At 40.0% G+C, this 21935-nt stretch carries 20 protein-coding genes; 7 read left to right on the forward strand and 13 right to left on the reverse strand.

The window, feature by feature from the left end; all coding sequences use genetic code 11:
* Positions 1-21: 21 nt before the first annotated feature.
* Genes Sdiek1_RS10415 through Sdiek1_RS10430 form a run of 4 tightly spaced genes read right to left on the reverse strand, consistent with a single transcriptional unit; the run spans position 22 to position 3014 of the window.
* Positions 22-510, reverse strand: coding sequence for a DUF3972 domain-containing protein (locus Sdiek1_RS10415; RefSeq protein ID WP_087439061.1), 489 nt, complete (start codon positions 508-510; stop codon positions 22-24).
* An 11-nt stretch (positions 511-521) separates the two neighbouring features.
* Positions 522-1016, reverse strand: a complete 495-nt coding sequence (gene purE, locus Sdiek1_RS10420; RefSeq protein WP_087439062.1) for a 5-(carboxyamino)imidazole ribonucleotide mutase — start codon at positions 1014-1016, stop codon at positions 522-524.
* Positions 1017-1019: 3 nt separating this feature from the next.
* A complete protein-coding gene (locus Sdiek1_RS10425) occupies positions 1020-2285 on the reverse strand; it encodes a peptidase U32 family protein (protein ID WP_087439063.1) in 1266 nt (421 codons plus the stop codon).
* Entirely contained in the window at positions 2286-3014 is a 729-nt protein-coding gene (locus tag Sdiek1_RS10430) for a chemotaxis protein (RefSeq protein WP_087439064.1), read from the reverse strand.
* 92 nt (positions 3015-3106) lie between these two features.
* Here Sdiek1_RS10430 and Sdiek1_RS10435 point away from each other — a divergent pair, with 92 nt between their 5' ends.
* Positions 3107-3886: a histidinol-phosphatase gene (locus Sdiek1_RS10435; protein WP_087439065.1), complete on the forward strand. Its 780-nt coding sequence runs from the start codon at positions 3107-3109 to the stop codon at positions 3884-3886.
* 72 nt (positions 3887-3958) lie between these two features.
* Positions 3959-5389 (forward strand): type I glutamate--ammonia ligase, encoded by a 1431-nt coding sequence (gene glnA / locus Sdiek1_RS10440; RefSeq protein WP_087439066.1) that lies wholly within the window; start codon positions 3959-3961, stop codon positions 5387-5389.
* A gap of 212 nt (positions 5390-5601) precedes the next feature.
* On the opposite strand, the gene Sdiek1_RS10445 is transcribed toward glnA, so the two are convergent.
* The 7 genes from Sdiek1_RS10445 to Sdiek1_RS10475 all read right to left on the reverse strand — a co-directional run bounded on the left by Sdiek1_RS10445 (position 5602) and on the right by Sdiek1_RS10475 (position 14964).
* A complete protein-coding gene (locus Sdiek1_RS10445; RefSeq protein ID WP_087439882.1) occupies positions 5602-7503 on the reverse strand; it encodes a transglycosylase domain-containing protein in 1902 nt (633 codons plus the stop codon).
* A 23-nt stretch (positions 7504-7526) separates the two neighbouring features.
* Positions 7527-8222 (reverse strand): ATP-binding cassette domain-containing protein, encoded by a 696-nt coding sequence (locus Sdiek1_RS10450; RefSeq protein ID WP_238098938.1) that lies wholly within the window; start codon positions 8220-8222, stop codon positions 7527-7529.
* Positions 8219-9310: an aminotransferase class I/II-fold pyridoxal phosphate-dependent enzyme gene (locus Sdiek1_RS10455; protein ID WP_087439067.1), complete on the reverse strand. Its 1092-nt coding sequence runs from the start codon at positions 9308-9310 to the stop codon at positions 8219-8221. Before Sdiek1_RS10455 ends, Sdiek1_RS10450 begins: the two co-directional genes overlap by 4 nt.
* A gap of 2 nt (positions 9311-9312) precedes the next feature.
* Positions 9313-9867: a septum formation inhibitor Maf gene (maf, locus tag Sdiek1_RS10460; protein ID WP_087439068.1), complete on the reverse strand. Its 555-nt coding sequence runs from the start codon at positions 9865-9867 to the stop codon at positions 9313-9315.
* A gap of 1 nt (position 9868) precedes the next feature.
* A complete protein-coding gene (locus Sdiek1_RS10465) occupies positions 9869-10366 on the reverse strand; it encodes a hypothetical protein (protein ID WP_087439069.1) in 498 nt (165 codons plus the stop codon).
* Between the two features lie 3 nt (positions 10367-10369).
* Positions 10370-12916: an alanine--tRNA ligase gene (gene alaS, locus Sdiek1_RS10470; RefSeq protein ID WP_087439070.1), complete on the reverse strand. Its 2547-nt coding sequence runs from the start codon at positions 12914-12916 to the stop codon at positions 10370-10372.
* A gap of 95 nt (positions 12917-13011) precedes the next feature.
* Positions 13012-14964: a glycoside hydrolase family 17 protein gene (locus tag Sdiek1_RS10475; RefSeq protein ID WP_087439071.1), complete on the reverse strand. Its 1953-nt coding sequence runs from the start codon at positions 14962-14964 to the stop codon at positions 13012-13014.
* A 141-nt stretch (positions 14965-15105) separates the two neighbouring features.
* Between Sdiek1_RS10475 and Sdiek1_RS10480 the strand changes: the two genes are divergently transcribed.
* Both Sdiek1_RS10480 and Sdiek1_RS10485 read left to right on the forward strand, forming a co-directional pair.
* Positions 15106-15471 (forward strand): hypothetical protein, encoded by a 366-nt coding sequence (locus Sdiek1_RS10480; RefSeq protein WP_087439072.1) that lies wholly within the window; start codon positions 15106-15108, stop codon positions 15469-15471.
* Positions 15472-15624: 153 nt separating this feature from the next.
* Positions 15625-16185, forward strand: a complete 561-nt coding sequence (locus Sdiek1_RS10485; RefSeq protein WP_087439073.1) for a hypothetical protein — start codon at positions 15625-15627, stop codon at positions 16183-16185.
* Positions 16186-16414: 229 nt separating this feature from the next.
* On the opposite strand, the gene Sdiek1_RS10490 is transcribed toward Sdiek1_RS10485, so the two are convergent.
* Complete coding sequence (locus tag Sdiek1_RS10490; RefSeq protein ID WP_161492028.1) at positions 16415-17101, reverse strand: SDR family oxidoreductase; 687 nt, start codon at positions 17099-17101, stop codon at positions 16415-16417.
* A 107-nt stretch (positions 17102-17208) separates the two neighbouring features.
* Between Sdiek1_RS10490 and Sdiek1_RS10495 the strand changes: the two genes are divergently transcribed.
* From Sdiek1_RS10495 to hemH, 3 genes are read left to right on the forward strand one after another with little or no spacing between them, the layout of a single operon-like run.
* On the forward strand, positions 17209-18300 hold the full coding sequence (locus tag Sdiek1_RS10495; protein WP_087439075.1) for a DegT/DnrJ/EryC1/StrS family aminotransferase: 1092 nt from the start codon (positions 17209-17211) through the stop codon (positions 18298-18300).
* A 3-nt stretch (positions 18301-18303) separates the two neighbouring features.
* Positions 18304-19203, forward strand: a complete 900-nt coding sequence (locus Sdiek1_RS10500; RefSeq protein ID WP_087439076.1) for a Gfo/Idh/MocA family protein — start codon at positions 18304-18306, stop codon at positions 19201-19203.
* The gene (hemH, locus tag Sdiek1_RS10505) at positions 19204-20142 is read left to right on the forward strand and encodes a ferrochelatase (protein WP_087439077.1); all 939 of its coding nucleotides are present in this window, start codon (positions 19204-19206) and stop codon (positions 20140-20142) included. It abuts the gene before it with no gap.
* On the opposite strand, the gene Sdiek1_RS10510 is transcribed toward hemH, so the two are convergent.
* Complete coding sequence (locus tag Sdiek1_RS10510; RefSeq protein ID WP_087439078.1) at positions 20132-21928, reverse strand: peptidoglycan D,D-transpeptidase FtsI family protein; 1797 nt, start codon at positions 21926-21928, stop codon at positions 20132-20134. The two genes, hemH and Sdiek1_RS10510, sit on opposite strands and share 11 nt — an antisense overlap.
* Between the last annotated feature and the right edge of the window lie 7 nt (positions 21929-21935).

The following is a 21935-nucleotide window of genomic DNA, read 5'->3' on the forward strand; positions in this document are numbered from 1 at the left end:
CTGTCCTTTTACATGTAAAGATTATTTGGTGGGTGGTGTATAACTTTCCACCGCTTTATTCCACATCATTTTATATTTTCGTTTGGTAAATTCAAGCTCGTCTCGTAAGAGCTCAAGCTGTTTGGTCAACGTCTCAATGACTTTGCGATCTTCATCACACAACTCTTGCATCGAAAAAAGCGCCTCTTTCAAAAAGCGGTTTTCACCTTTGAGTGCATCCAAAGTTTCTTCTTTAGCATCCAACACTTTTTCATGCAGACTTAAAATGGCACCAACCGTTTTTTCAACAAACTCAGAGCTCATTGAGATAGAGGAGCCTTCGTAAGTGTTATCAAGAACAATTCCTTTGGTTGCAGGGATGAGTGCTTGCGCGCTACGACTAACCTCAACAAAGCATTTGCCCTCTTCTTCTTTGGTGATGAGTTTTCCCTCATCAATGAGTGATTCAATGGCAGAAATATCCAAATTCACTAATGTGCTAAACTCTTCAATTCCCATCCAGCTGTTCATTGTTTCACCCTTTATAGAATAACTTCGATACCCATAGAATCAGTTTCGACTTTTTTTGCTTTTAAAATGCGATCTTCTTTAAGTTTCGCCGCCAACTCTTCATCGGCAAGAGCTAGAATTTCCATTGCAAGATACGCACTATTTACTGCCCCTGCTGAGCCAATAGCCACCGTTCCAACAGGCATCCCTCCTGGCATCTGAACGGTGCTTAAAAGCGCATCCATGCCTTCCATAACGCCACCTTTCATCGGAACACCAATCACCGGTTTGGTTGTAAGCGATGCTACCACGCCTGCTAAATGGGCTGCCATCCCTGCTGCGGCAATAAAGACTTTTGCCCCTTTGGCTTCCGCATTTTTAACATACTCATGGGTTCGTGCAGGACTTCGGTGTGCGGAGGAGACGATGATCTCATGCAAGACGCCAAATTTTTCCAGTGTTTTTGCACACTCTTCCATCACGGTAAAATCACTTTTGCTTCCCATTATAATAGAAACGAACTTCACGTTTTATCCTTTTATTTTTGCTCTTAAAAATGTAAACCCTGGGAGGGTTGTGGGCAAGACAATCGCATTGACATTGCCGCTGTGTATCTCATCAAACACTTTTCCACTAGGCGTTTGAAGTTTTTTAAAGCTTATTTTCCAAAAACCACCCTCTTCAAAAATAGTACCAATGTCATTCTCCATTGCTTCAATTGTAAGATGAGCTGGCATGACCAAATCATAGTTTACATGTAAAGATAAAACATCCTTACAAAGGCAGGTTGTACCATCCTCACTCACTTGGGCAACCACTTGGTGTGTGCCCTCACTGATCGAGTGCGCTAAGTTTTGCGTGTCATTTTTTTCAAACGGACGATTGACTAAATAACCATCGCTAAAGCCTCGATTTTTCGTTGTATCGAGCTCTGCTGTGTATTTAGCCGCATCAAACTGGTTCGCGTAATAATCCTCTATCGCTTGACGATACGTTTTGGTCGTAATGCCAACATAATACGCACTCTTGGTTCGCCCTTCAATCTTAAGCGAATCAATGACTCCAGAATCAAGGATCTCTTTGACATGCGCGCTTAAATTGAGGTCTTTCGCGTTCATAATGTGCGTGCCCTCTTCGCTCTCTTCAATACGAAACAGCGTTCCACTCTCTTCGTTGTGTGCGTAAAGCGTGTAAGGGAAACGACAGTCATTGGCACAGCTTCCACGGTTGGAGACGCGTCCACTTTGCACAGAGCTAATCAAACAGCGACCACTGTACGCAAAACACATCGAACCATGCACAAACACTTCGAGTTCCAAATGTGGTAAATGCTTTTTGATCTGTTCCAAATCTTTCAAACTGACCTCGCGTGCTGCGATAATACGTTTCACGCCCATATCTGAATAGACTTCAGCATCAAGGTAACTGAGCACATTGGCTTGAGTTGAAAGATGAATTGGAATCTGAGGCGCAATTTTACGTGCCAGCTTAATCACACCAGGAGCGGCAACAATGAACGCATCAGGCTTCATCGCGGCCACACGTTCAATGTGCTTTTCAAGAAGAGGAATTTGCGCATTAAACGGAAATCCATTGATGGTTGCGTGAAGATGTTTACCGTGCGCATGCGTATAATTGATCGCTTCTTCAAAACTCTCATAGGTAAACTCTTTGCCTGAGCGTATGCGCAGGGAGAAGTGACTTACCCCTGCATACACGGCATCAGCGCCATAAGCTAGCGCTATTTTTAACTTTTCAAAATTTCCAGCGGGAGAAAGCAGCTCGACGTTTGACACCTATTTCTTTCCTAAACTAGCGATCAACGCTTCAATATCTTCATTGCTCACAACATCTTCTGTTGTTGTATCACCATGAATATGTACGGCTGAACTAACACGATTTGTATCATCTTTGGAGCCTTCAAACAACGCACTCATGTATTTTGAAAGCGCACGCATGACGTTGATAACACGTTCAATTTTTTGGCGGTGAATATCTTGGTATTGCATAATATCCATCGTCATCATGATCTCATCTTCAGCCATTTGGGCATTCATTAAAAGATCTTCAACACGTTCTTTCATCCCTTTGTTATCATCCAATGCTTTTTGGAATTGATCAATTTTAGGAAATTTTGATACCAATGTTTCAAAAAGAGTGATATTAGACTCAATGAGTTTAATGACCTCTTTCGCATTATCTTCTGCACTCAGCATAAAGTTATTTACGATTTCAAGTTTGTCAAATACCTGAGTTGCTTTAATTTCAGAGTCTTTGGTCACATCATCCAGTTGATGTACCATTTTGTGATCATCTGTTGGTGGTGGTGGTGGCCAAGACATTGTAGATGATGTTCTATACTCATTCATCATTTGGGTCGTAGCTTTGTCGTGCTCTTCTTGCTCATTTAAAGCATTACTCCCCTCTGTCTCTTCTTCTTGGGCGATGCTTTCCTCTTGGGGTGCAGTTTCGTCCATTTCGTCTAAATCGCCCGCCATCAAAGCATCAAGTTCCTCTTGCGTCATAAGCTTTCTCCTCAAAGTGACAAATTATGGTCTATTATAGTGAACTTTTTATATAATTTAACTTTAAGACCCTGATTGAAGGAGCACTAACAATGTTGATTGATCTTCACAACCATACCCCTTTGTGTAACCATGCGGAAGGGAGTATAGAAGAGTTCGTGCAAGCGGCTCTACTTCAAAAGATAGATGTTTTTGGCTTTTCGGATCATGCTCCCATGGGCTTTGATGAAGACTACAGAATGAGCTTTTCACAAATGGCAAATTATGAGCGTGATGTTTTACATGTAAAAGAAAAGTACCAAGACCAGATCAAAATTCTACTTGCTTATGAAGTAGATTTCTTGCAAGGTTATATTGATGAGCGTGTTCTTCAACGTAATGTTGATTATTTTATAGGCTCCGTGCATTATCTGGGTTCATGGGGCTTTGATAATCCCGAATTTATCGGAGAGTACCGTACTCAAAATATTGATGAAGTATGGGAACGTTATTTTGCTGCCATTACCGACATGGCAAAAAGTGGTTTATTTGATATCGTTGGCCATTTAGATCTCATAAAAGTCTTTAATTATTTGCCAAAAAAAGATGTCAGGATGATTGCAAAAGAGGCCATTAAAGCCATTAAAAAAGCCAATATGGCTATAGAATTGAACGCTGCTGGCTTTCGCAAACCAGTAGGAGAGCAATACCCAAGTCATCCACTGTTAGAGTTGATCGCTGAGCATGATATTCCAATTACTTTTGGTTCAGATGCCCATACAATCGATCATATTGGCTTTTTACAAGATGAACTTAGAGTGATCGCAAAAAATTACGGGTATAAAAAATGTGCAACTTATGAGAGTCGAGATCGAATATTGGTTAATTTTTAAGCACACTTTTCGGCCTTATTTTCAGCTCAATCTGATAAAATTACTGAAATTTAAAATCTTAGGAGTTACAACATGGGTAAATTCGTTAACAGTGTTGAAGAGTTTTTCAAATACACTACTGACAATGAAGTTGAATTTGTCGATTTTCGTTTCACTGATATGAAAGGAACATGGCATCATCTTACATACACTATTGAATCCATTAGTGCAGAATCTTTTACAAATGGTATCCCTTTCGATGGTTCATCCATTGATGCTTGGCAACCAATTAATAAATCTGATATGCTCCTTAAACCTGAGGCTGAAACAGCATTTTTGGATCCATTTACGGCTGATTCTACCGTTGTTGTTTTCTGTGATGTTTTTGATATTTACAAAGGTGAACTCTACGAGAAATGCCCAAGAAGTATTGCTAAAAAAACATTGAAATACCTTGCAGAAACAGGTTTAGGTGATGTAGCTTACTTTGGTCCAGAAAATGAATTTTTCGTATTTGATGATGTCAAAATCAGAGACGACATTAACTGTTCATACTACGAAGTAGACTCTGAAGAAGGTACTTGGAATAGCGCAAAAAGTTTCACTGATGGCTATAACACAGGTCACCGCCCAGGCACAAAAGGTGGATATTTCCCTGTTCAACCCATTGACTCTATGGTAGATTTACGTGCTGAAATGGTACAAACCCTTAAACAAATTGGTCTTGAAGTCTTCGTTGTTCATCATGAAGTTGCTCAGGCACAAGGTGAAATCGGCGTTAAATTTGGCTCTCTTGTTGAAGCAGCCGATAACGTTCAAAAATACAAATACGTTGTTAAAATGGTAGCACACCTTAACGGTAAAACTGCAACCTTTATGCCAAAACCACTTTATGGTGACAATGGTAACGGTATGCACGTTCACCAATCTATTTGGAAAAATGGTAAAAACATGTTCTTTAAAGAGGGTGAATATGCCAACCTTAGCGACATGGCACGTTGGTACATCGGTGGTGTCTTGAAACATGCACGAAGTGTTGCAGCCTTTACAAACCCATCAACCAACTCTTACAAACGTTTGATCCCAGGATTTGAAGCTCCTTCAATTCTTACTTACTCTATGCAAAACCGTTCAGCATCTTGCCGTATTCCTTACGGTGCGGGTGAGAAATCAGTTCGTGTTGAGATGCGTTTCCCTGACTCTACTTCATGCCCATACCTTGCATTTGCTTCTATGCTTCTTGCAGGCATTGATGGTATCAAAACAAAAGCTGAGCCTGTTGGACCAATGGATGAAGACTTATTTGAGCTTACACTCGATGAAATTAGAGAAAAAGGTATTAACCAAATGCCTCATACACTCAGAGGTTCACTTGAAGCGTTAATCCGTGACAATGAGTACCTTAAACCGGTTATGACTCCAGAATTTTTGGATACCTACCAACACTATAAATTTGAAACTCAAGTTTGGCCAGATGAGGCTAGACCTACAGCCTTCGAATTTAAAACAATGTACTCTTGCTAGTCTTTTAAAGATTATCAGGGGAGTGGGGAGTTTTAGAACTTCTCGCTCCCCTTTTTTTATTTCTATACGCTTCCCAAGTTTAGCTTGAAAAGCTACGTTACACTGGGTACTAAAGCTTGCCTCTACGAGGCAGGATGAAACTCTATTTTATTTCGACCCTCTCAAAAAAGCTTCAAAAAGCATAGTGAAGTAGCTCTTCTAAAACTCCTCTCTTAAAACATTAACCCACTATCTTCTTTGAGTTGTTTTACATTATTGGTTTTAGGGAAAGGGGAAACATCAGTAAAGAACTCTGTCGTTCCATCAATTTTACGAGACTCAACACCTTCTGGTATTTTAAACTCTCGCGTTGTCTCTGGATGGAGTTCCACATACTTTGTCATAAAATATTTAAAGGCAGGTGCTGCAGAACGTCCACCTGTTTCACCTTTTTTGAGTGGAGAGTTATTGTCATTTCCAAACCAAGTGATTACTTCAATGTCAGGAGAAAAACCACAGAACCACACATCCACACTGCTATTGGTTGTTCCTGTTTTACCTGCAATTTCAATACCAGGAACTTGTGCATTTCTACCCGTTCCTCGTTTGACAACCTCTTTCATCATATCAATCATCAAATAACTCTGTTTTGGAGAAGTCATTGTTTGTGTTTTGGTTTCATAAATTTTTTCTACCCCTTGACGATTGACAATTTTCCTAACCAACATTGGTTCTGTTCTCACGCCATAATTTGCAAACATTGAATAAAAGCCACTGTACTCTAGTGGAGAAATTCCAAAACTTCCCAGTGCTAAAGAGAGATCCATGGAGAGGTTTTTAAACCCATCTTTTTTGAGTTCTTTATAAACACTATCCAATCCCAAAAGCGATAAAAGGTTGATGGTTGCAAGGTTACGGGAATGAACCAATGCCTCTTTAAGGGTTATTAGCCCTTCAAAATCATTTTCATAGTTTTTAGGTTTCCACTCTTCATCGGTTTCGCTATTGACATACGTACGTGAAATATCGGGAATTTCAGACAATGGAGAATATCCCCAATCCAATGCTTTTTGATACAAGAACGGTTTAAAACTTGAACCGGGTTGGCGCTTACTTTGGGTGGCACGGTTAAAACTGCTTTTTGCATAATCAAGCCCACCCACAAGGGCTAAAATATTGCCCGTACCATTTTCCATAACCACCATCGCACCATTAAGATCAGAGGCATTGGCATCTTTACCCATTCGTGAAACCATACCATTGTAACCTACTTTAAGCGACTCATGCGCTAAATGCTGAAGCTTTAAGTCAATCGTCAAATAAATTTGATAACCACCTTTTTTAATATCATCATACTCGGTACTTAAACTTTTAATCACTTCATCAACAACATACGGTGCTTTATTTCGGGTCAACGTCTCATCATACACCATTGGATGCTCTAGTGTTGATTTCGTATACTCAGCCTCACTAATCCAACCTAGTGCATACATACGATTGACAACCTGATTGGCACGGCTCAATGAAAGGTCCATATGCTTTGTTGGGTCATATGAACTAGGGGCTTTAGGCAAACCTACAAGAATAGCGATTTCCTTTAGAGTCAGTGCATCAAGTGTTTTATTGAAATAACCATGTGCTGCTGTTTTAACACCATAATAGCCATGCCCAAAATAGACATGATTAAAGTAACGCTCCAAAATCTGCTCTTTCGTTAAAGAAGATTCTACCGTATAAGCAAGAATAGCTTCATTCACTTTTCGCGTTAATGTTTTTTGACGGCTAAGAACAGTATTTTTAATCAGCTGTTGTGTGATGGTACTTGCACCTTCGACCATTTTCATGGCATGAATGTCTTTTACAAGTGCTCTAAAAATAGCCTCAAGATTAATACCACTATGCTCAAAAAATGAGGTATCTTCAGTGGCAACCAATGCTTCAATCAAGCGAGGAGGAATATTTTTATAATCCACATACAACCTATTTTCATCATCAAAAAGGTTGGCAATGAGTTCACCATTTCTATCATAAATCTGTGTGGTTAATTTTGGTGTATAATCAATAATTTTATAGGCATCAAACCTGATTTGTGCGTATAAAAAAATAAGTGCCATCAATCCTGCAAATGCGATCATCGTAAAAATTGTTACAATATATTTCACGTTCTAAAACTCCTTTGTCTAAATCCAGACTCTAAAAGTTGCTTCGTATACGCCTCTTTTGGGTCATGTAAAATATTTTTGGTCAAACCTCTCTCAACGATTTTTCCTTGCTGGATAATGCCAACATCATCACATAAATGCTCAATGGTACTAATATCGTGTGTTACAAAGAGTAGATCAAATTCACACTCTTTTTGAAGCCTAGAGATCAATTCCAAAACCGTTGTTTTACTCTCTTCATCCAGTGCCGTTGTCGGCTCATCTAAAAGTAGAAGTCTCGGTTTTAGTGACAGAGCCATAGCAATAATAAGACGCTGTAATTGTCCACCGCTAAGTTCAGAGGGAAAACGATCTAAAAAGGCAACGTCTAGTTCTACCATTTTCAAGTATTTTTCTGCAATTTCTTCACTTGCCATAAACTGTTGGCTAATTTTTGTCAAAGGAGAGAGTGCTGTAAAAGGATTTTGCGGCACAAAAGCAATACTTTCGCCTCGATGCAGTTCATAAGAAGCATTATACTCAAGCGATGCATCCAATTCTTGAGGTAACATCCCTAAAAGTGCTTTAAGCGTCAAACTTTTTCCACTGCCACTCTCGCCAATCAATGCAAACGATTTTTCAAAAGAAAAGCTCATATCAAGCAGTGTTTTCACGTTACTTTTGATGATAAGCTGTTTACATGTAAAGCTCAAAAGCTCCCCTTTTGGATCAGGTGGCACAAAGTTTCTAACTTTTCGACACTCTCACCAAGGCGTGGGATCAGACGTAAAATAGGCTTTGGAACTGTGGGAGGACGAATGGCGCCCACTAAAAAACCCTCTTCTATCAATTTTTGCTGAATACTTAGCGTATCCGCTCCTTCACTCAATGGATATGAGCAGATCAACCCTTTAACATTCACGCCCAAGACCGCTTTCACAACAGCTTGACGTTTGGCTATTTCAACTTTTAAGCTTGCTTGATTTTTTGAAATATACAATAGCCCTTGGTAGCCTAAAGAAATATCAAACACCGAAGGAGCCGTAGTATAGATGATTGCTTTCGCGCGATTTTGTAAAAATTCACTGATATGTTCGGAGCATAAAATATACGCACCATAACTGCCCAGTGCTTTTCCAAGGGTTCCCATTTTAATATGATTGGCTTTGGGTGTGATGTTGTAAAGATCAAACACGCCTCGAAGATGCTCGCCGACAACACCTACACTGTGTGCTTCATCGACAATCAAAAGCGCATTGTAACGATCCGCTATCTCAAAAATATCTGGATTTAAAAGATCCCCACTCATCGAATAAATACCCTCAACAGCAATGATAATACGGTTATGTGAATGTGTGTTAATCAGGCTTTCAAGATGATTGGCATCGTTGTGTTTGAAAAGCAACACCTCAGCATCGACGGTTTTAGAAGCAACCATACCGCTGGCGTGATACTCTTCATCTAAAATCAACAAATCTCGCTTGCGCGGTAACGCCTCAATCAACGAAAAATTGGCTAAAAAACCACTCCCGCACACAAGGGCAGCTTCAAAACCGTTATGGCGAATTAAAAACTCTTCAAATTCTTGATGAATGGGATGATACCCATTGACTAAAATAGATGCTTTGGGGGCATGGTTTTTGTACATAAAAACTTGTGCCACTGCTCGCTCAAACAAGGTTGAATTTTGAGCAAAACCCAGATAATCGTTCGAGCTAAAATCAGCCAAATCATCACTGTAAAGCTTACGACTTCGGTAGCGATTGGCTTTGGTGATGGCTTGCAGTTCGTTTTGATACATGGTTAAAAGGTCAAAAAAGGCAGAAGCTTCTCAACGCTCAGCCCCATAGCGGTACTTTCAAGTCCTACCACTTCTTTAATATAAGATTTACAAAATCCTTCCACCATGCACGCCCCCGCTTTCCCCTGCCATTCATCACTCTGTAAATAATCATGAAGAGCTTTGGTATCAAAGGGTAAGAAAAGATAATCGGTTGTTGAGAGATCAATGAGTTCAATCGTTTTAGATTTATAAATCATACAACTAAGAATGCTCACGGTATTGCCACTTTGCGCTTCTAAAATGCGTTTAGCATCGGCTCTATCTTTGGCTTTGCGAAGGATTTGTCCATTGGCAGTTACGACCGTATCAGCACATAAAACAGGCATTTCTAGGTCGTATTTTTCAAGATAGCTCTGCATTTTCCCTTTGGTTGCATGGTAAACAAAATGAGCAGGATCGCTGATGCGAAGGCTCTCTTCATCAAACCCTGCATCCCTTTGGATGAACGGAACTTCAAATTTATTCAGCAGTTCCGCCCTCGTGATGGATGAGGAACCTAAAACGATCGTTTGCATCTTAGTAGCCTCGTAAAATCACGCCAAAATAGACCGAGATAATGGCTAAAAGTAAATTAAGCGGAATGAGGTACTTGACCATTAAGATCACATTTTCCTCAACTTCAATGTAATTCTCTTCGGCTAACCCTTTTTTGGCTCTCAGATATTTAAAATACATGTAAACAAAGTTAAAAGCAATAAACGTCCAAAGGGCTTCTTTCGTATGAACCATGACATAAGTGGTTGGATTGCCCGCTTTAAAACCAAGCCCTATGTGCATAAACACCGATGTTATCACGATCACTAGCATTACAGGAACTAAAAAGAGAATATAACGGCGCATCATTTGCATACAACTATTAAACTTGATCTTTTCATCAGGAACATATTCTTCAACAGGTTGAATGACAAAACGCATCACAAACATACTGCCAATCAATAATGCTGAACTAATGACATGTAAAAAAACGATGATTCTGCCAAAATCGCCAAATATTTCTATGAAAAAATCACGCATCATCTAGCCTTGAAGAACCGTTTTAGCATACTCAATGGCTGCTTTTTTAGCTTCCTCTATTTTTGAAGCATCACGTCCACCTGCTTGGGCAAAGTCATCACGACCGCCACCACCACCGCCAACGATAGGCGCAATCTCTTTAATCCAAGCGCCTGCCTTAATGGAAGCATTTTTAACACCTGCTGCAATCATGACTTTATCATCTTTGACTTGCAACAAAAGCACGGCAACGGATTCTTTTTCATTTTTAAGATCATCGATGCGCGCTTTAATATCCCCTGCACCTAAAACATCAACGATAAGTTCAATACCATTTACATGTAAAGATTCTACCGATTTTCCAGCGTGCGCATTGAGAGATTCTACTTCCATTTTCAAGGTTTTGATCTCTTCTTTAAGACGGTTGATACCAATGAGTGGTTCTTTGTGTTTGACACTCTCTTTAATCGCTTCAATCTCCGCCCTAAGGTTTTGAGCATAAGCCAAAGCTGCACCACCACAAATCGCTTCAATACGCCTTACACCTGCACTGACACCGCTCTCTTTTAAGATGAAAAAGCTTCCAATATTGGCGGTATTACTAACATGCGTTCCACCACACAGCTCAACGCTTGCATCGCCAAAACTGACCACGCGAACTTCTGAGCCGTATTTCTCACCAAAGAGTGCCATTGCACCACTGTTTTTAGCTTCGGCTACATTCATCAGTTTGGTCTGCCCCGCAACGCCACTGGCAATGAAGCTGTTAACCAAGGCTTCAATTTTTATAATTTCTTCATTACTCAACGCTTTAGGATGCGAAAAGTCAAAACGTAAACGATCTTTTTCAACCAAACTTCCAGCTTGACTTACATGCTCACCTAAGACTTTACGAAGCGCGCTGTGAAGTAAGTGTGTCGCACTGTGATGTTTTTCAATCTCTAAACGTGAGAGATCAACACTGATACTCACCTCATCGTTTACATGTAAAGGCATATCGAGCTCTACCAAAGAGAGGTTCAGGTCAAAAAATTTCTTGGTATCAAGGACTTTTCCGTATCCTTCGATGATACCCTCATCCCCACTTTGTCCACCACTCATCGCATAAAATGGTGTTTTCTCAAACATCACCCAGCCATTTTCTTCCAAGCTTTGAACCTCTTTGAAGTTCTCATCTAAAAGCGCTAAGACTTTTGTCTTGGCTTCTTTTTGAGTGTACCCCACAAAGGTATTGAGACCAAATTTTTCAAGAAGCGGTTTAAACTCACCCTGAGTTGCTTTGTCGCCACTACCTTTCCATGAGGCTTTGGAACGTGCTTTTTGCTCCGCCATCAAAGCTTCAAACTCGGCTTCGTTGACACTTAAGCCTTTTTCACGAAGCATGTCTGCGGTGAGATCAAGAGGGAAACCATACGTATCGTAGAGTTTAAACGCGACTTCGCCACTAAACATCTCTTTGGTGTTAGGAAGTTCTTTTTCAAACAGTTCTAGTCCTGAAGCGATGGTTGCAAAGAAGCTCTCTTCTTCGTTTTTGATCTGTTCAGCGATGACCTCTTTTTTAGTCACAATGTACGGATACTGTTTGCCCATAAGGTCACACAAAGTATCTAAAAGTTTGTACATAAATGGTTCTCGAAGACCTAAAAGGTAACCGTGTCGAACGGCACGTCTCAAAATACGTCTAAGAACATACCCACGACCAACACGACCAAAGGTTGTACCTTGCGCTACAAGAAAAGAAACAGCACGAATATGATCTGCAATGACACGGTAACTTGCACCCGTTTTATACGCGTAAGGTTTGCCACACAGTTCTGCCACTTTGTTGGTGAGAGGAATAAAAAGTGTTGAGTCATAGTTGCTAAGTACGCCCTCTTTAACTGCAGTCACACGCTCTAAACCCATACCTGTATCGATGGAAGGTTTTGGAAGAGGATGAAGGACGCCTGCTTTATCGCGCTCATATTGCATAAACACAAGATTCCAAATCTCTAAGAAGCGATCACCATCACCGCCCATGTAGTCTTCAGGCGTATTAAAATTCTCTTCACCTTGATCGATAAAGATTTCACTGCATGGACCGCATGGTCCAGTATCACCCATTTGCCAGAAATTATCTTTGTCACCAAAACGTATAATACGACTGGCATCAATATGTTTTTTCCAAATGGCTTCAGCTTCATCATCGCTCTCATGAACGGTCACCCACAATTTTTCTTTTGGGAGTTTAAGCACTTCGGTCACAAATTCCCACGCGTGAGCAATCGCATCTTCTTTGAAGTAATCGCCAAAAGAGAAGTTTCCAAGCATTTCAAAAAAAGTATGATGGCGTGCTGTGTAGCCGACATTATCAAGGTCATTGTGTTTACCACCCGCTCTGATGCACGTTTGGCAACTTGTCGCACGTGGAGGATTCGGACGAGGAACTTCGCCTGTAAAAACACTTTTAAAAGGAACCATGCCTGCATTGGTAAACAGAAGCGTCGCATCATCAGGTACAAGAGGAGAACTCTCAACAATCTTGTGACCTTTTTGTTCAAAAAACTTTAAAAACTCTGCTCGTACGTCCATACTTTCTTTCCTACCGTTATTAAAAATTTATTTATTTTAACGAAAAAACCTAAAGGCTATTATTAAATCCCCTGAAAATAGTCATGAAGGGATGCCTATAATGTGCACTGATCATTTAAACGATACCCTACAATCCACCAACCCAGAACAACAATGAGGGCTCCCAAGAAGCCATTGAACGTCAAAAGACAAAAAAGCCCCATGATGATCGCAATCATCCCTAGCACATAACTGCCAGAGAACACACTAAAGATGGCAACGACAATGCCTGAAAGTCCTACGTAATTGAGATAAACCACTTTACCTAAAAGCGCTCTAAATTGGCACATAGGAAGCATCGGATCAGCCGCACACACGTCTACCCAAGACTCATTGACATAGACACCCTCTTTCATCGCCACCAAAAGGAGTGCACTGACAATTAAGATCAAAAAAGACTTGGTAATGCCACACAATTTAGATGGAGAAAGCCATAAAGTCGAACCAAAAACTAGTACAAAAACAACCCAATTCAGCGCAAAATCATTCCGTGCACTTTCATGCAGTAAAACCACCAAAGCACAGATAAAAAGCGTCAAACCACTGACCTTTTCCATCAAGCCATTCAGCTCTTTGCGTTCTGTAGCGAAATAGACCACCGCATAAACCGTAGCGATGATACCCAGCGTTCCAAGTTCAAAGTTCAGATACCTTCCATCAAACGCTAAAGCAAGTGCCATAACGAGCACAACACTCACGCTTAAAAGGTGTAAGGCATCTTCCCAGAACATTTCACTTTTGGGTTCACTCAGCGTTATAACACTCATAAATCGTGCCATAGAACCACGCATTTCTATCTCTTCATCAATGAGAAAACGCACCAGTTTCAACCACAATAAAAAAGCGATACTCAGGCACAAAATCGCCCATGCGTATTCAAGATTGTTCCGCGAAACGATCCAGTAAGCATTGGCTTGCCATGTAAGTGCTACTGAACCACCAAAGAGAGTCGCAAACCAGTACGGCGCTTTTTTGCATGAACATCGTGGCAATCCCCAAAGCCAAATCAGCCCAACCAGACTGAGTGTACAACTAGCGATGAAAAGCCAAAGGGCATTGGGAAAGTTGGAAACAAACCCATGTAAGATGTGTTTATCGGCGCGATTGGCATCAAACAGACCCCAAAAACCACCTACTGCACCTTCACTCATGCGTTTCCACGGCTGGTCAAACGCCTCTATAAAATTGTACTTCCAGCCATTTTCTTCTGCCATTTTGACAAAACCACGCGTGAAGAGCGCTTGGTTCACAGCACTGGGGTATGCACCTTCTCTCATACGCCCTTCGCTCGGCCAACCCGTCTCCCCGATGACGATCTCTTTGTCAGGTATTTTTTGTTGCATCAACTCGCGAATATTCTTTACATGTAAAAGCGCTTTGTCCACACTGATGGGCTTGTCTTCCCAGTATGGCAAGATGTGAATCGTCACCCGATCCACCGCTGGAGCGATCTCAGGATGTTTGTTCCAAAACTCCCATACATCTGCATACGTGATGACCATATCAGGAAGCGCTTGTTTCACCTCTTGGATGTATCCCACCAATTGAGAAGCACTCACATCGTTACGTAAAAGCGCTTCATTTCCCACCACAACCGTTTCGATGATGTCTTTGTTCTCTTTGGCTAAACGAATCGTAGTGTCGATCTCTTTGCGCGTCAAAGCGGCATCACTGCTCACCCATGCGCCGAGCCACATCTTAAGCCCATGTTTACGTGCAATTTCAGGTAGTTCTTCTAGCCCAACGCTCGAATACGAGCGAATACAACTCGTAATGGTCGCCAAATGCGCCAAGTCCTTGTCCATCTGCTCCGTTGAAGGCCTGAACCCTTTGGCAATGTTCATCGGCGACTCATCTTTGCCAAAAGGGGCATAAGAGAGGCATTGTAATTTAACATTTGGGTCTAACGTAATAAGGTTCGAAGAAGGCAACGCCATCCAAAACCAAAAAAGTCCCAGCGACACAAACATCGCAATATAAAAAAGGATCATTTTAAACGTGTGATTCATGCAATTATGCTCCATTATTATTAATGGCGCGATTATACAGAAAATGGGTTTAAGGGTTTACATGTAAAGAAATATTATTTGCCAAGTAATTAATATTCTGATAAAATTAAAACTAAATTTATATATACAAAGGAACCAAAAATGTTCAAGCAAATCAGTCTTTTAAGTTTATTAGTAGTAGGTCTCAATGCAGACAATATCAATATGCAAAACACTGGTACAATAACTAACTATGGCACAGTCAACAATATTCAGAATAATGACTCCGAAAAAGCCAAATTTGATTCAAAAATCGTTAAATTAGCTCAATCTGTCGGATCAAATCCTAACAGCGATGATAGAGATACATTCATTGGTGTTTTAGAAGGAGCAAAAAATGCAAATCAATATAATATTTCAGCTAAAGAAAAGTCAGAGAAATGTATTGAGCATTCAGTAGGACTAAATTTCCTTAAAATTAATGTAAAACTTGCAAGACATGAATGTGAAAAAATATTCTTAAATTAAATCCTTTACGAGTGACAAATTGAGGATTAGGGAGAAATTTTTACATGTAAAGATTTCTCCCTGCTGAAAGCTTTAAAACAACCTTCCTTTTTCTCCCAAAACCTCACGGAATAGTTCTTGTATAACCCTCTTTATCACATATAAAGGATACACATGTCAATTTTGCAGTTTATTAAAGAGAATAATTTAGCATGGCAGCCTTCTTTCAACGGGGAGATCGGGAATGAACTTGTAGGGTACAGAGGGGCTTTGATCGTTGAAGAAGGAAAACAACTCTCACCCGATCGCATCTTGCCACCTAAAGTGCAAGCCAAACAAGTTTTATTGGTTTCAAACGACGATACAGTCACTTTCTTTTCCGCTGAATTAGAGAGTATTTTGCATTTTGAAGCCTTTTTTGAGCGCTACAAAGCATTTTTCACCCCTGCAACCTTGGTCGTGCTGTATGTCACCGATTTGGATAAAAACGGTACATTTACCTATGAAGGCGTTACCATTCATGCGTACTCTTTATCGGAGAGTTCGGTGTGGAATGAACTGCTTGATCTTTCAGGACTCGATAAAAGTGAGCTCAAAAAACTCGACAACAAAAAGAAAATTGACGTACTGTATGAAGGACTTTTAAAAGCAGATTGTTCGGCAAAAGCAATGAGTTTTGAAGAGATACTCAGCCACAAAGGTGAGAGTTCCAAAAAAATCATGGGCGCTGTGTAATAGCCACTTTATGACAGAATATTTTTGATTTCGTGCTACACTATTACATGTAAAAGAAAGGAGTAGCATGAAAATCAAAAAACTCTGTTCTCTCAAAAAAAGACGACATCGAAAACTATGCAAAAAAAATCATCAAGATTGTTGCAAAACCAAAATTTATCTGTGAAAAATGCGCCCGTGTGGCCAACGATGAAAAGCATTTGTGCCATCCGACGGCGCTTAAAAAGCTCTAAGGATACACCATTTTTTTAGAGACTCCGCCATCAACCACAAAATCACTCCCCGTGATAAAGCCATCTTCTCGCTCTAACAAAAAACTCACCACCTCAGCAATATCGCTTGGCTTGCCAATGCGTCCACTAGAATGCCACGCCTGCTCTTCTACGGTTGCCACATAGCTTTCGTCGGTATTGATCCAACCAGGGCTGATGGAATTGACACTGACATAACCTGCAAGGGAGATCGAAAGTGCATGGGTTAAAGCGACAATGCCACCTTTGGATGCAGAATAAGGCTCCGTACCTGCTTCTGACATAAATGCCCTTGTGGATGCAATGTTGATGATATGACCATGTTCCAAAAATGGCGCAAAGGCTTGCGATAAAATGTATGGAGCCGTAAGATTGACCGCGATGATTTTCTCCCAGTCCTGCAAATTCTGTTCATTTAAGGGTTTATGGATAAAAATACCCGCATTATTCACCAGCCCATACAACGCATCTCTCTCTTTTGTAATCTGCTTTATTGTCTCTTGTAGCTCTTGAGGATTACTAAGATCGCACGCATAAAATTGTTCAAAAAAATGATGGGTCGGAACCTCTTTGTCGAGGGCTAAGACACGGTAATGGTGACAAAGTTTTTCAGCGATAGCTTTGCCAATTCCTTGTGATGCTCCTGTAATTAAAACTGTTTTCATAATATTACCTCCATAACGCATACTAAACGATAGCACATCAACACTTTATCCTCGCAAAAGAATGTTTGGAGTAAAATATTAGCTATTTTTAACCTAAAGGTACAATGATGCAAATTCCTTTTATCGACCTCAAAACGCAATATGAAACCTACAAAGAAGAGATCAACAAAGAAGTTTTAAATGTTTTAAGTTCTACCCAATTTATTATGGGACCACAAGTGACAAAACTTGAGGAGAACCTTGCAAAATACACAGGTGCGAAGTATGCCTTTGCCTGTTCAAGTGGAACGGATTCACTTTTATTGGCACTCATGGCAATTGATGTCCAACCTGGTGATGAAATCATCACGACGCCATTTACATTTATCGCAACAGCAGAGACAATCGCTCTTTTAAAAGCAAAACCCGTTTTTGTGGACATTGATGAAGCAACGTATAACATTGATCCAAAACTCATTGAAGCAAAAATTACACCTAAAACAAAAGCCATTATGCCCGTATCACTTTACGGACAAACCGCTGATATGGATGCCATTAACGCTATCGCAAAAAAACATAATTTAGTCGTTATTGAAGATGCGTGCCAAAGTTTTGGAGCAGAGTATAAAGGCAAAAAATCATGCAACCTTTCCACCATCGGATGTACAAGCTTTTTCCCATCCAAACCGCTTGGCTGTTATGGTGATGGTGGTGCCGTTTTCTGTAATGATGACGCGCTTGGTGCAAAACTTAAATCACTACTGAACCATGGACAAGGCAAACGCTACGAGCACAAATATATTGGTATCAATGGTAGACTTGACGCACTTCAAGCAGCTATCCTCAATGTCAAAATGAACCATTTTGAAGCAGAATGTAAAAAACGTATCGAAGTGGGTAGCCGTTACAGTAAATTGCTTGAGGGTGCCAATGTCATTACGCCAACCATTATGAGTGATCGAAATTCGATGTACGCACAATATTCTATCCGCGTAAAAAATCGTGAAGCGATGATCCAAAAATTAAATGATGCGGGCGTTCCAACAGCGGTTCACTACCCTATTCCCCTTCACCTCCAAGAAGCACTAAGCTACCTAGGCTATAAAAAAGGTGACTTCCCAATCAGTGAACAAATCGGTACTGAAATCATGAGTCTTCCAATGAGTCCATTTTTAACAGAATCTCAACAAGATTTTATTGTCAACGCAATTAAGGCATAAGTGATGGTTAAAGTAGCACTAATCGGTCTTGGCTCTATGGGTCAAAACCACTACAGGGTTTTAAAGAGTTTGCCAGAGTTTCAACTCACAGCATTGTGTGACATTCAACAAACCAGAGAGTACGATGAGCCATTCTATACAGACATTGACGAGATGTTAGAGAAAGCAGACTTTCAGGCAGTGGTTATCGTTGTTCCAACCTTTTTACACAAAAGTGTTGCGCTCAAATATTTAGCTAAGGGCAAAGATCTTTTTATCGAAAAGCCTGTCGCATCAAACTGTGAAGAAGCTTCTGAAATTCTCAAAGCTGCTCAAAAGGCGAATGCAAAAGTCTGTGTAGGCTATATCGAACGCTTCAACCCAGTCGTTTCAGCACTCATCAATGAACTGGAAGGCAAAGAGATTTACAGTATTGGTATTACTCGCGTGGGACCGTTTCCTCCACGTATTGCCGATGTTGGTATTTTAACTGACCTTTCGGTGCATGATATTGATCTTATTCGTTTCATTACCAAACATGAAATTGAAAAAGTTTCGATTTATAAATCGCAAAAAATCCACAATCACCATGAAGATAATGCTATTTTGTCATTTCAACTCAGTGGTGAAATTGTTGCGAGCATTACGACCAACTGGCTAACACCGTTTCGTAAACGTACCATTGAAGTAGCCACCAAAGAGGGTTATTATGAGGCTGATTTGATGGCGCAAGATTTGACAGAATATTCAGAATATCAAAAAAATAACTCTTATGTGATCCGTAAAGTCATGCTTAAAAAAGAAGAGCCTCTAATTCGTGAACATAAAGCCTTTGCACACTACATTGAAACGGGTGATCGTCATGGTTTGAGTACCATTGAAGACAGTATGATTACCCTCGATATCTCTTCACGAAAGGCATAAATGGCACAAAAAGCGCTTGTACTTCTCAATATGGGAGGTCCTAATAACCTAGATGAAGTCAAACTCTTTTTATCCAATATGTTCAATGACAGTAATATCATAACGGTTAAAAGCTCACTTTTAAGACGTTTGATTGCTTTCATCATTACTGCATCACGCACAAAACAAGCACAAGCAAATTACGCAAAACTGGGTGGAAAATCGCCCTTAGTGGGATACACCCAGCAGCTTGTTGATAAACTGCAAAAAGTTCTCCCGTCTTTACATGTAAACTTTGCGATGCGCTATACCCCACCTTTTTGCAATGAAGTTATTGCTGGACTTCAGGAGAAAGGGATTGAAGAGGTCATTTTACTGCCACTGTATCCGCACTATTCAACAACTACCACCAAGTCTTCCGTTGAAGATTTTATGAAAGTTGCCAAAACATTAGGCTTCACGGGTAAAATACGCGTTATTGATCGTTTCTATGAAAATAAAATGTATAACCTGCTTTTGGTTAAAAACATTAAAGAGGCGCTTGGTAAAAATGACCCTACCCAAATGGAGCTTATCTTTTCTGCCCACTCGTTGCCTCAAAAAATTATCGCTAATGGGGATCCTTACCAAAAAGAGATCACTTTACATGTAAAGCTCATTACCGAACTTCTAAGAGAAGAAAAGCTTCATTTTAAAGCGATTCATCTCGCCTACCAATCCAAACTTGGTCCTGTAAAATGGCTTGAGCCTTCTATGGAAGAAAAGCTAACTTCGCTTGAGAATAAAAATGCGCTCATTGTACCGATTTCATTTACGATTGATAATTCTGAAACGGAGTTTGAACTCTGCATGGAGTATGCAGAACTAGCGCATACATTAGAGTTTGATCGTTATATCGTTGCTAAATGTCCAAATGATGATGAGGCTTTTGTGGAGTGTATTACACACCTTATTGCTTGATTTCTTGTGAGGTATTTTGAATATCGGAAGACGGTGTGAGATAACCATTGTCAACAAGCTTTTCAATGATCTCTTTAAAGACAGGAACCGCACTTTGTGCTGCAAAGTAAGCTTGCCTTTTTTTCGCTTCTCGTACAAGGACACCTACAGTATATTTATTTTTTTTATCGTTAACAAAACCAAAAAATGAACCATTATAGATTCTAACATACTCACCATCTTCTGCGATGTGCGCGGTTCCTGTTTTACCACCTATTTCCAAACCGCTCATTTTCGTTCCCGATCCTGTTCCTTGCTGAACAACTTTAATGAGAATTTTTTGGATACGTTTTGCCACTGCCACAGGAATAACCTGCACTTCTGGATTTTTTTCAGGAAAAAGTTCTTGCCCCGTAGAAGAGACCAATTTTTTAACGATGGAAGGTGTAAGTAACCTTCCATTATTGTTAAAAGCATTATAGGCTTTAATGATTTGCATAAATGTAGCATTCATACCATAGCCATAGCCTACCGTTGCTTTATAAATGGGTGAATTAAAACGGTTCAGAGCAGGAATAATACCTGGATTTTCAAAGGGAAGGTCCACACCGCTTCTGACGGAAAATCCAAAATCTTTCAACCCTTGATAAAACTCTATAGCATCAAGTTTTTGAGCCGCTTGAGCCGTTCCAATATTACTCGAATAAACAATAATATCTTCAACGCTTAATTTATCTCCCCTATGCTCATCCTTAATCACTTTCGTACCAAGCTTGTAACTTCCCCCATAAATATTGTACATGTCATAAGGATTGATTTTATTGGCTTTAAATAAGAGCGAAAAGGTAATAGGTTTCATAACAGAACCTGGTTCATAAATATACTCAATCGCCGAAATATTAAGAGCTCCATAATCTTTTTTGTCAATAGTATCAGGATTGAAACGATTGCTAGAAGCTAATGTTATAAATTCGCCTGTTTCACTATTCATCACACCGGCTATAATCTCTTTGGCATCAAGATTTTTTTGATATTTATCTAAAACACTTTCAATCATTTTTTGCATTTTAAGTGAAAGTGTTAAATGAACATCATAGCCATCAAAACGACGGGATGAGATGCTATTACCATCTAAGATAATGGCATTGGAGATATCACGAGAACCGATAATTAGCGAGTCTTGTACGGAGGAAAGTTTGTCTTCGTAAAAACGCTCAATTCCTTTAACTCCCGTTGATTTGGTAATGTTTTTTTGCTCAATTTTCTTTACATAACCAACAATAGGAGTTACAGAGTCCCCAGAAGGGTAGAGTCTGTATTCACCACTTTCAATGACACTCAGACCATGGAGAAAAGCAACACCCGTTTTAGGGTCTTCAAAACTTTTAAAAACACCTAATTTATAAAGTTTTCGTGAGAGTTCCTGTAAATATTTAGCGCTTTTAGAATCGATTTTATACGATAAGACGGTTGTGCCAGAATTTGCATTAAGTGTTGCAGCAACAGCCTTGGGATCATCACCGCTGTATAAGGAGTACAGTTTAACAAAGAGGTCAAATTTTTGCGGATCGACATTACGAGTATCAACAATTGCTTTGTAGAGTTTTTGACTCGTTGCAATCTTAAAACCATCTGAACTAATGATGTTTCCACGAAGAGCATAATTAACTTCACTATGTTCTAATTTGGGTAACCTTCGGTCAATAGTCGCCCAGTAAAAAAGCGTTCCAAGGAAGATAATAAATCCAATAAGAACAACAACAAAGAGAAAAAGGATTTTGATTTTTTTGGTGTCAGCTTGTTCCATGTAGGCA

The sequence above is a fragment of the Sulfurospirillum diekertiae genome (assembly GCF_002162315.1).
Classification (GTDB): domain Bacteria; phylum Campylobacterota; class Campylobacteria; order Campylobacterales; family Sulfurospirillaceae; genus Sulfurospirillum.

Bases quoted from the DNA above. Each gene is read 5' to 3' on its own strand.
- Sdiek1_RS10415 (WP_087439061.1), bottom strand. From the start codon at position 510: ATGAACAGCTGGATGGGAATTGAAGAGTTTAGCACATTAGTGAATTTG.
- Sdiek1_RS10430 (WP_087439064.1), bottom strand. From the start codon at position 3,014: ATGACGCAAGAGGAACTTGATGCTTTGATGGCGGGCGATTTAGACGAA.
- Sdiek1_RS10435 (WP_087439065.1), top strand. From the start codon at position 3,107: ATGTTGATTGATCTTCACAACCATACCCCTTTGTGTAACCATGCGGAA.
- glnA (WP_087439066.1), top strand. From the start codon at position 3,959: ATGGGTAAATTCGTTAACAGTGTTGAAGAGTTTTTCAAATACACTACT.
- Sdiek1_RS10445 (WP_087439882.1), bottom strand. From the start codon at position 7,503: ATGATCGCATTTGCAGGATTGATGGCACTTATTTTTTTATACGCACAA.
- Sdiek1_RS10455 (WP_087439067.1), bottom strand. From the start codon at position 9,310: ATGTATCAAAACGAACTGCAAGCCATCACCAAAGCCAATCGCTACCGA.
- maf (WP_087439068.1), bottom strand. From the start codon at position 9,867: ATGCAAACGATCGTTTTAGGTTCCTCATCCATCACGAGGGCGGAACTG.
- Sdiek1_RS10465 (WP_087439069.1), bottom strand. From the start codon at position 10,366: ATGCGTGATTTTTTCATAGAAATATTTGGCGATTTTGGCAGAATCATC.
- alaS (WP_087439070.1), bottom strand. From the start codon at position 12,916: ATGGACGTACGAGCAGAGTTTTTAAAGTTTTTTGAACAAAAAGGTCAC.
- Sdiek1_RS10475 (WP_087439071.1), bottom strand. From the start codon at position 14,964: ATGAATCACACGTTTAAAATGATCCTTTTTTATATTGCGATGTTTGTG.
- Sdiek1_RS10480 (WP_087439072.1), top strand. From the start codon at position 15,106: ATGTTCAAGCAAATCAGTCTTTTAAGTTTATTAGTAGTAGGTCTCAAT.
- Sdiek1_RS10485 (WP_087439073.1), top strand. From the start codon at position 15,625: ATGTCAATTTTGCAGTTTATTAAAGAGAATAATTTAGCATGGCAGCCT.
- Sdiek1_RS10490 (WP_161492028.1), bottom strand. From the start codon at position 17,101: ATGAAAACAGTTTTAATTACAGGAGCATCACAAGGAATTGGCAAAGCT.
- Sdiek1_RS10495 (WP_087439075.1), top strand. From the start codon at position 17,209: ATGCAAATTCCTTTTATCGACCTCAAAACGCAATATGAAACCTACAAA.
- Sdiek1_RS10500 (WP_087439076.1), top strand. From the start codon at position 18,304: ATGGTTAAAGTAGCACTAATCGGTCTTGGCTCTATGGGTCAAAACCAC.
- hemH (WP_087439077.1), top strand. From the start codon at position 19,204: ATGGCACAAAAAGCGCTTGTACTTCTCAATATGGGAGGTCCTAATAAC.
- Sdiek1_RS10510 (WP_087439078.1), bottom strand. From the start codon at position 21,928: ATGGAACAAGCTGACACCAAAAAAATCAAAATCCTTTTTCTCTTTGTT.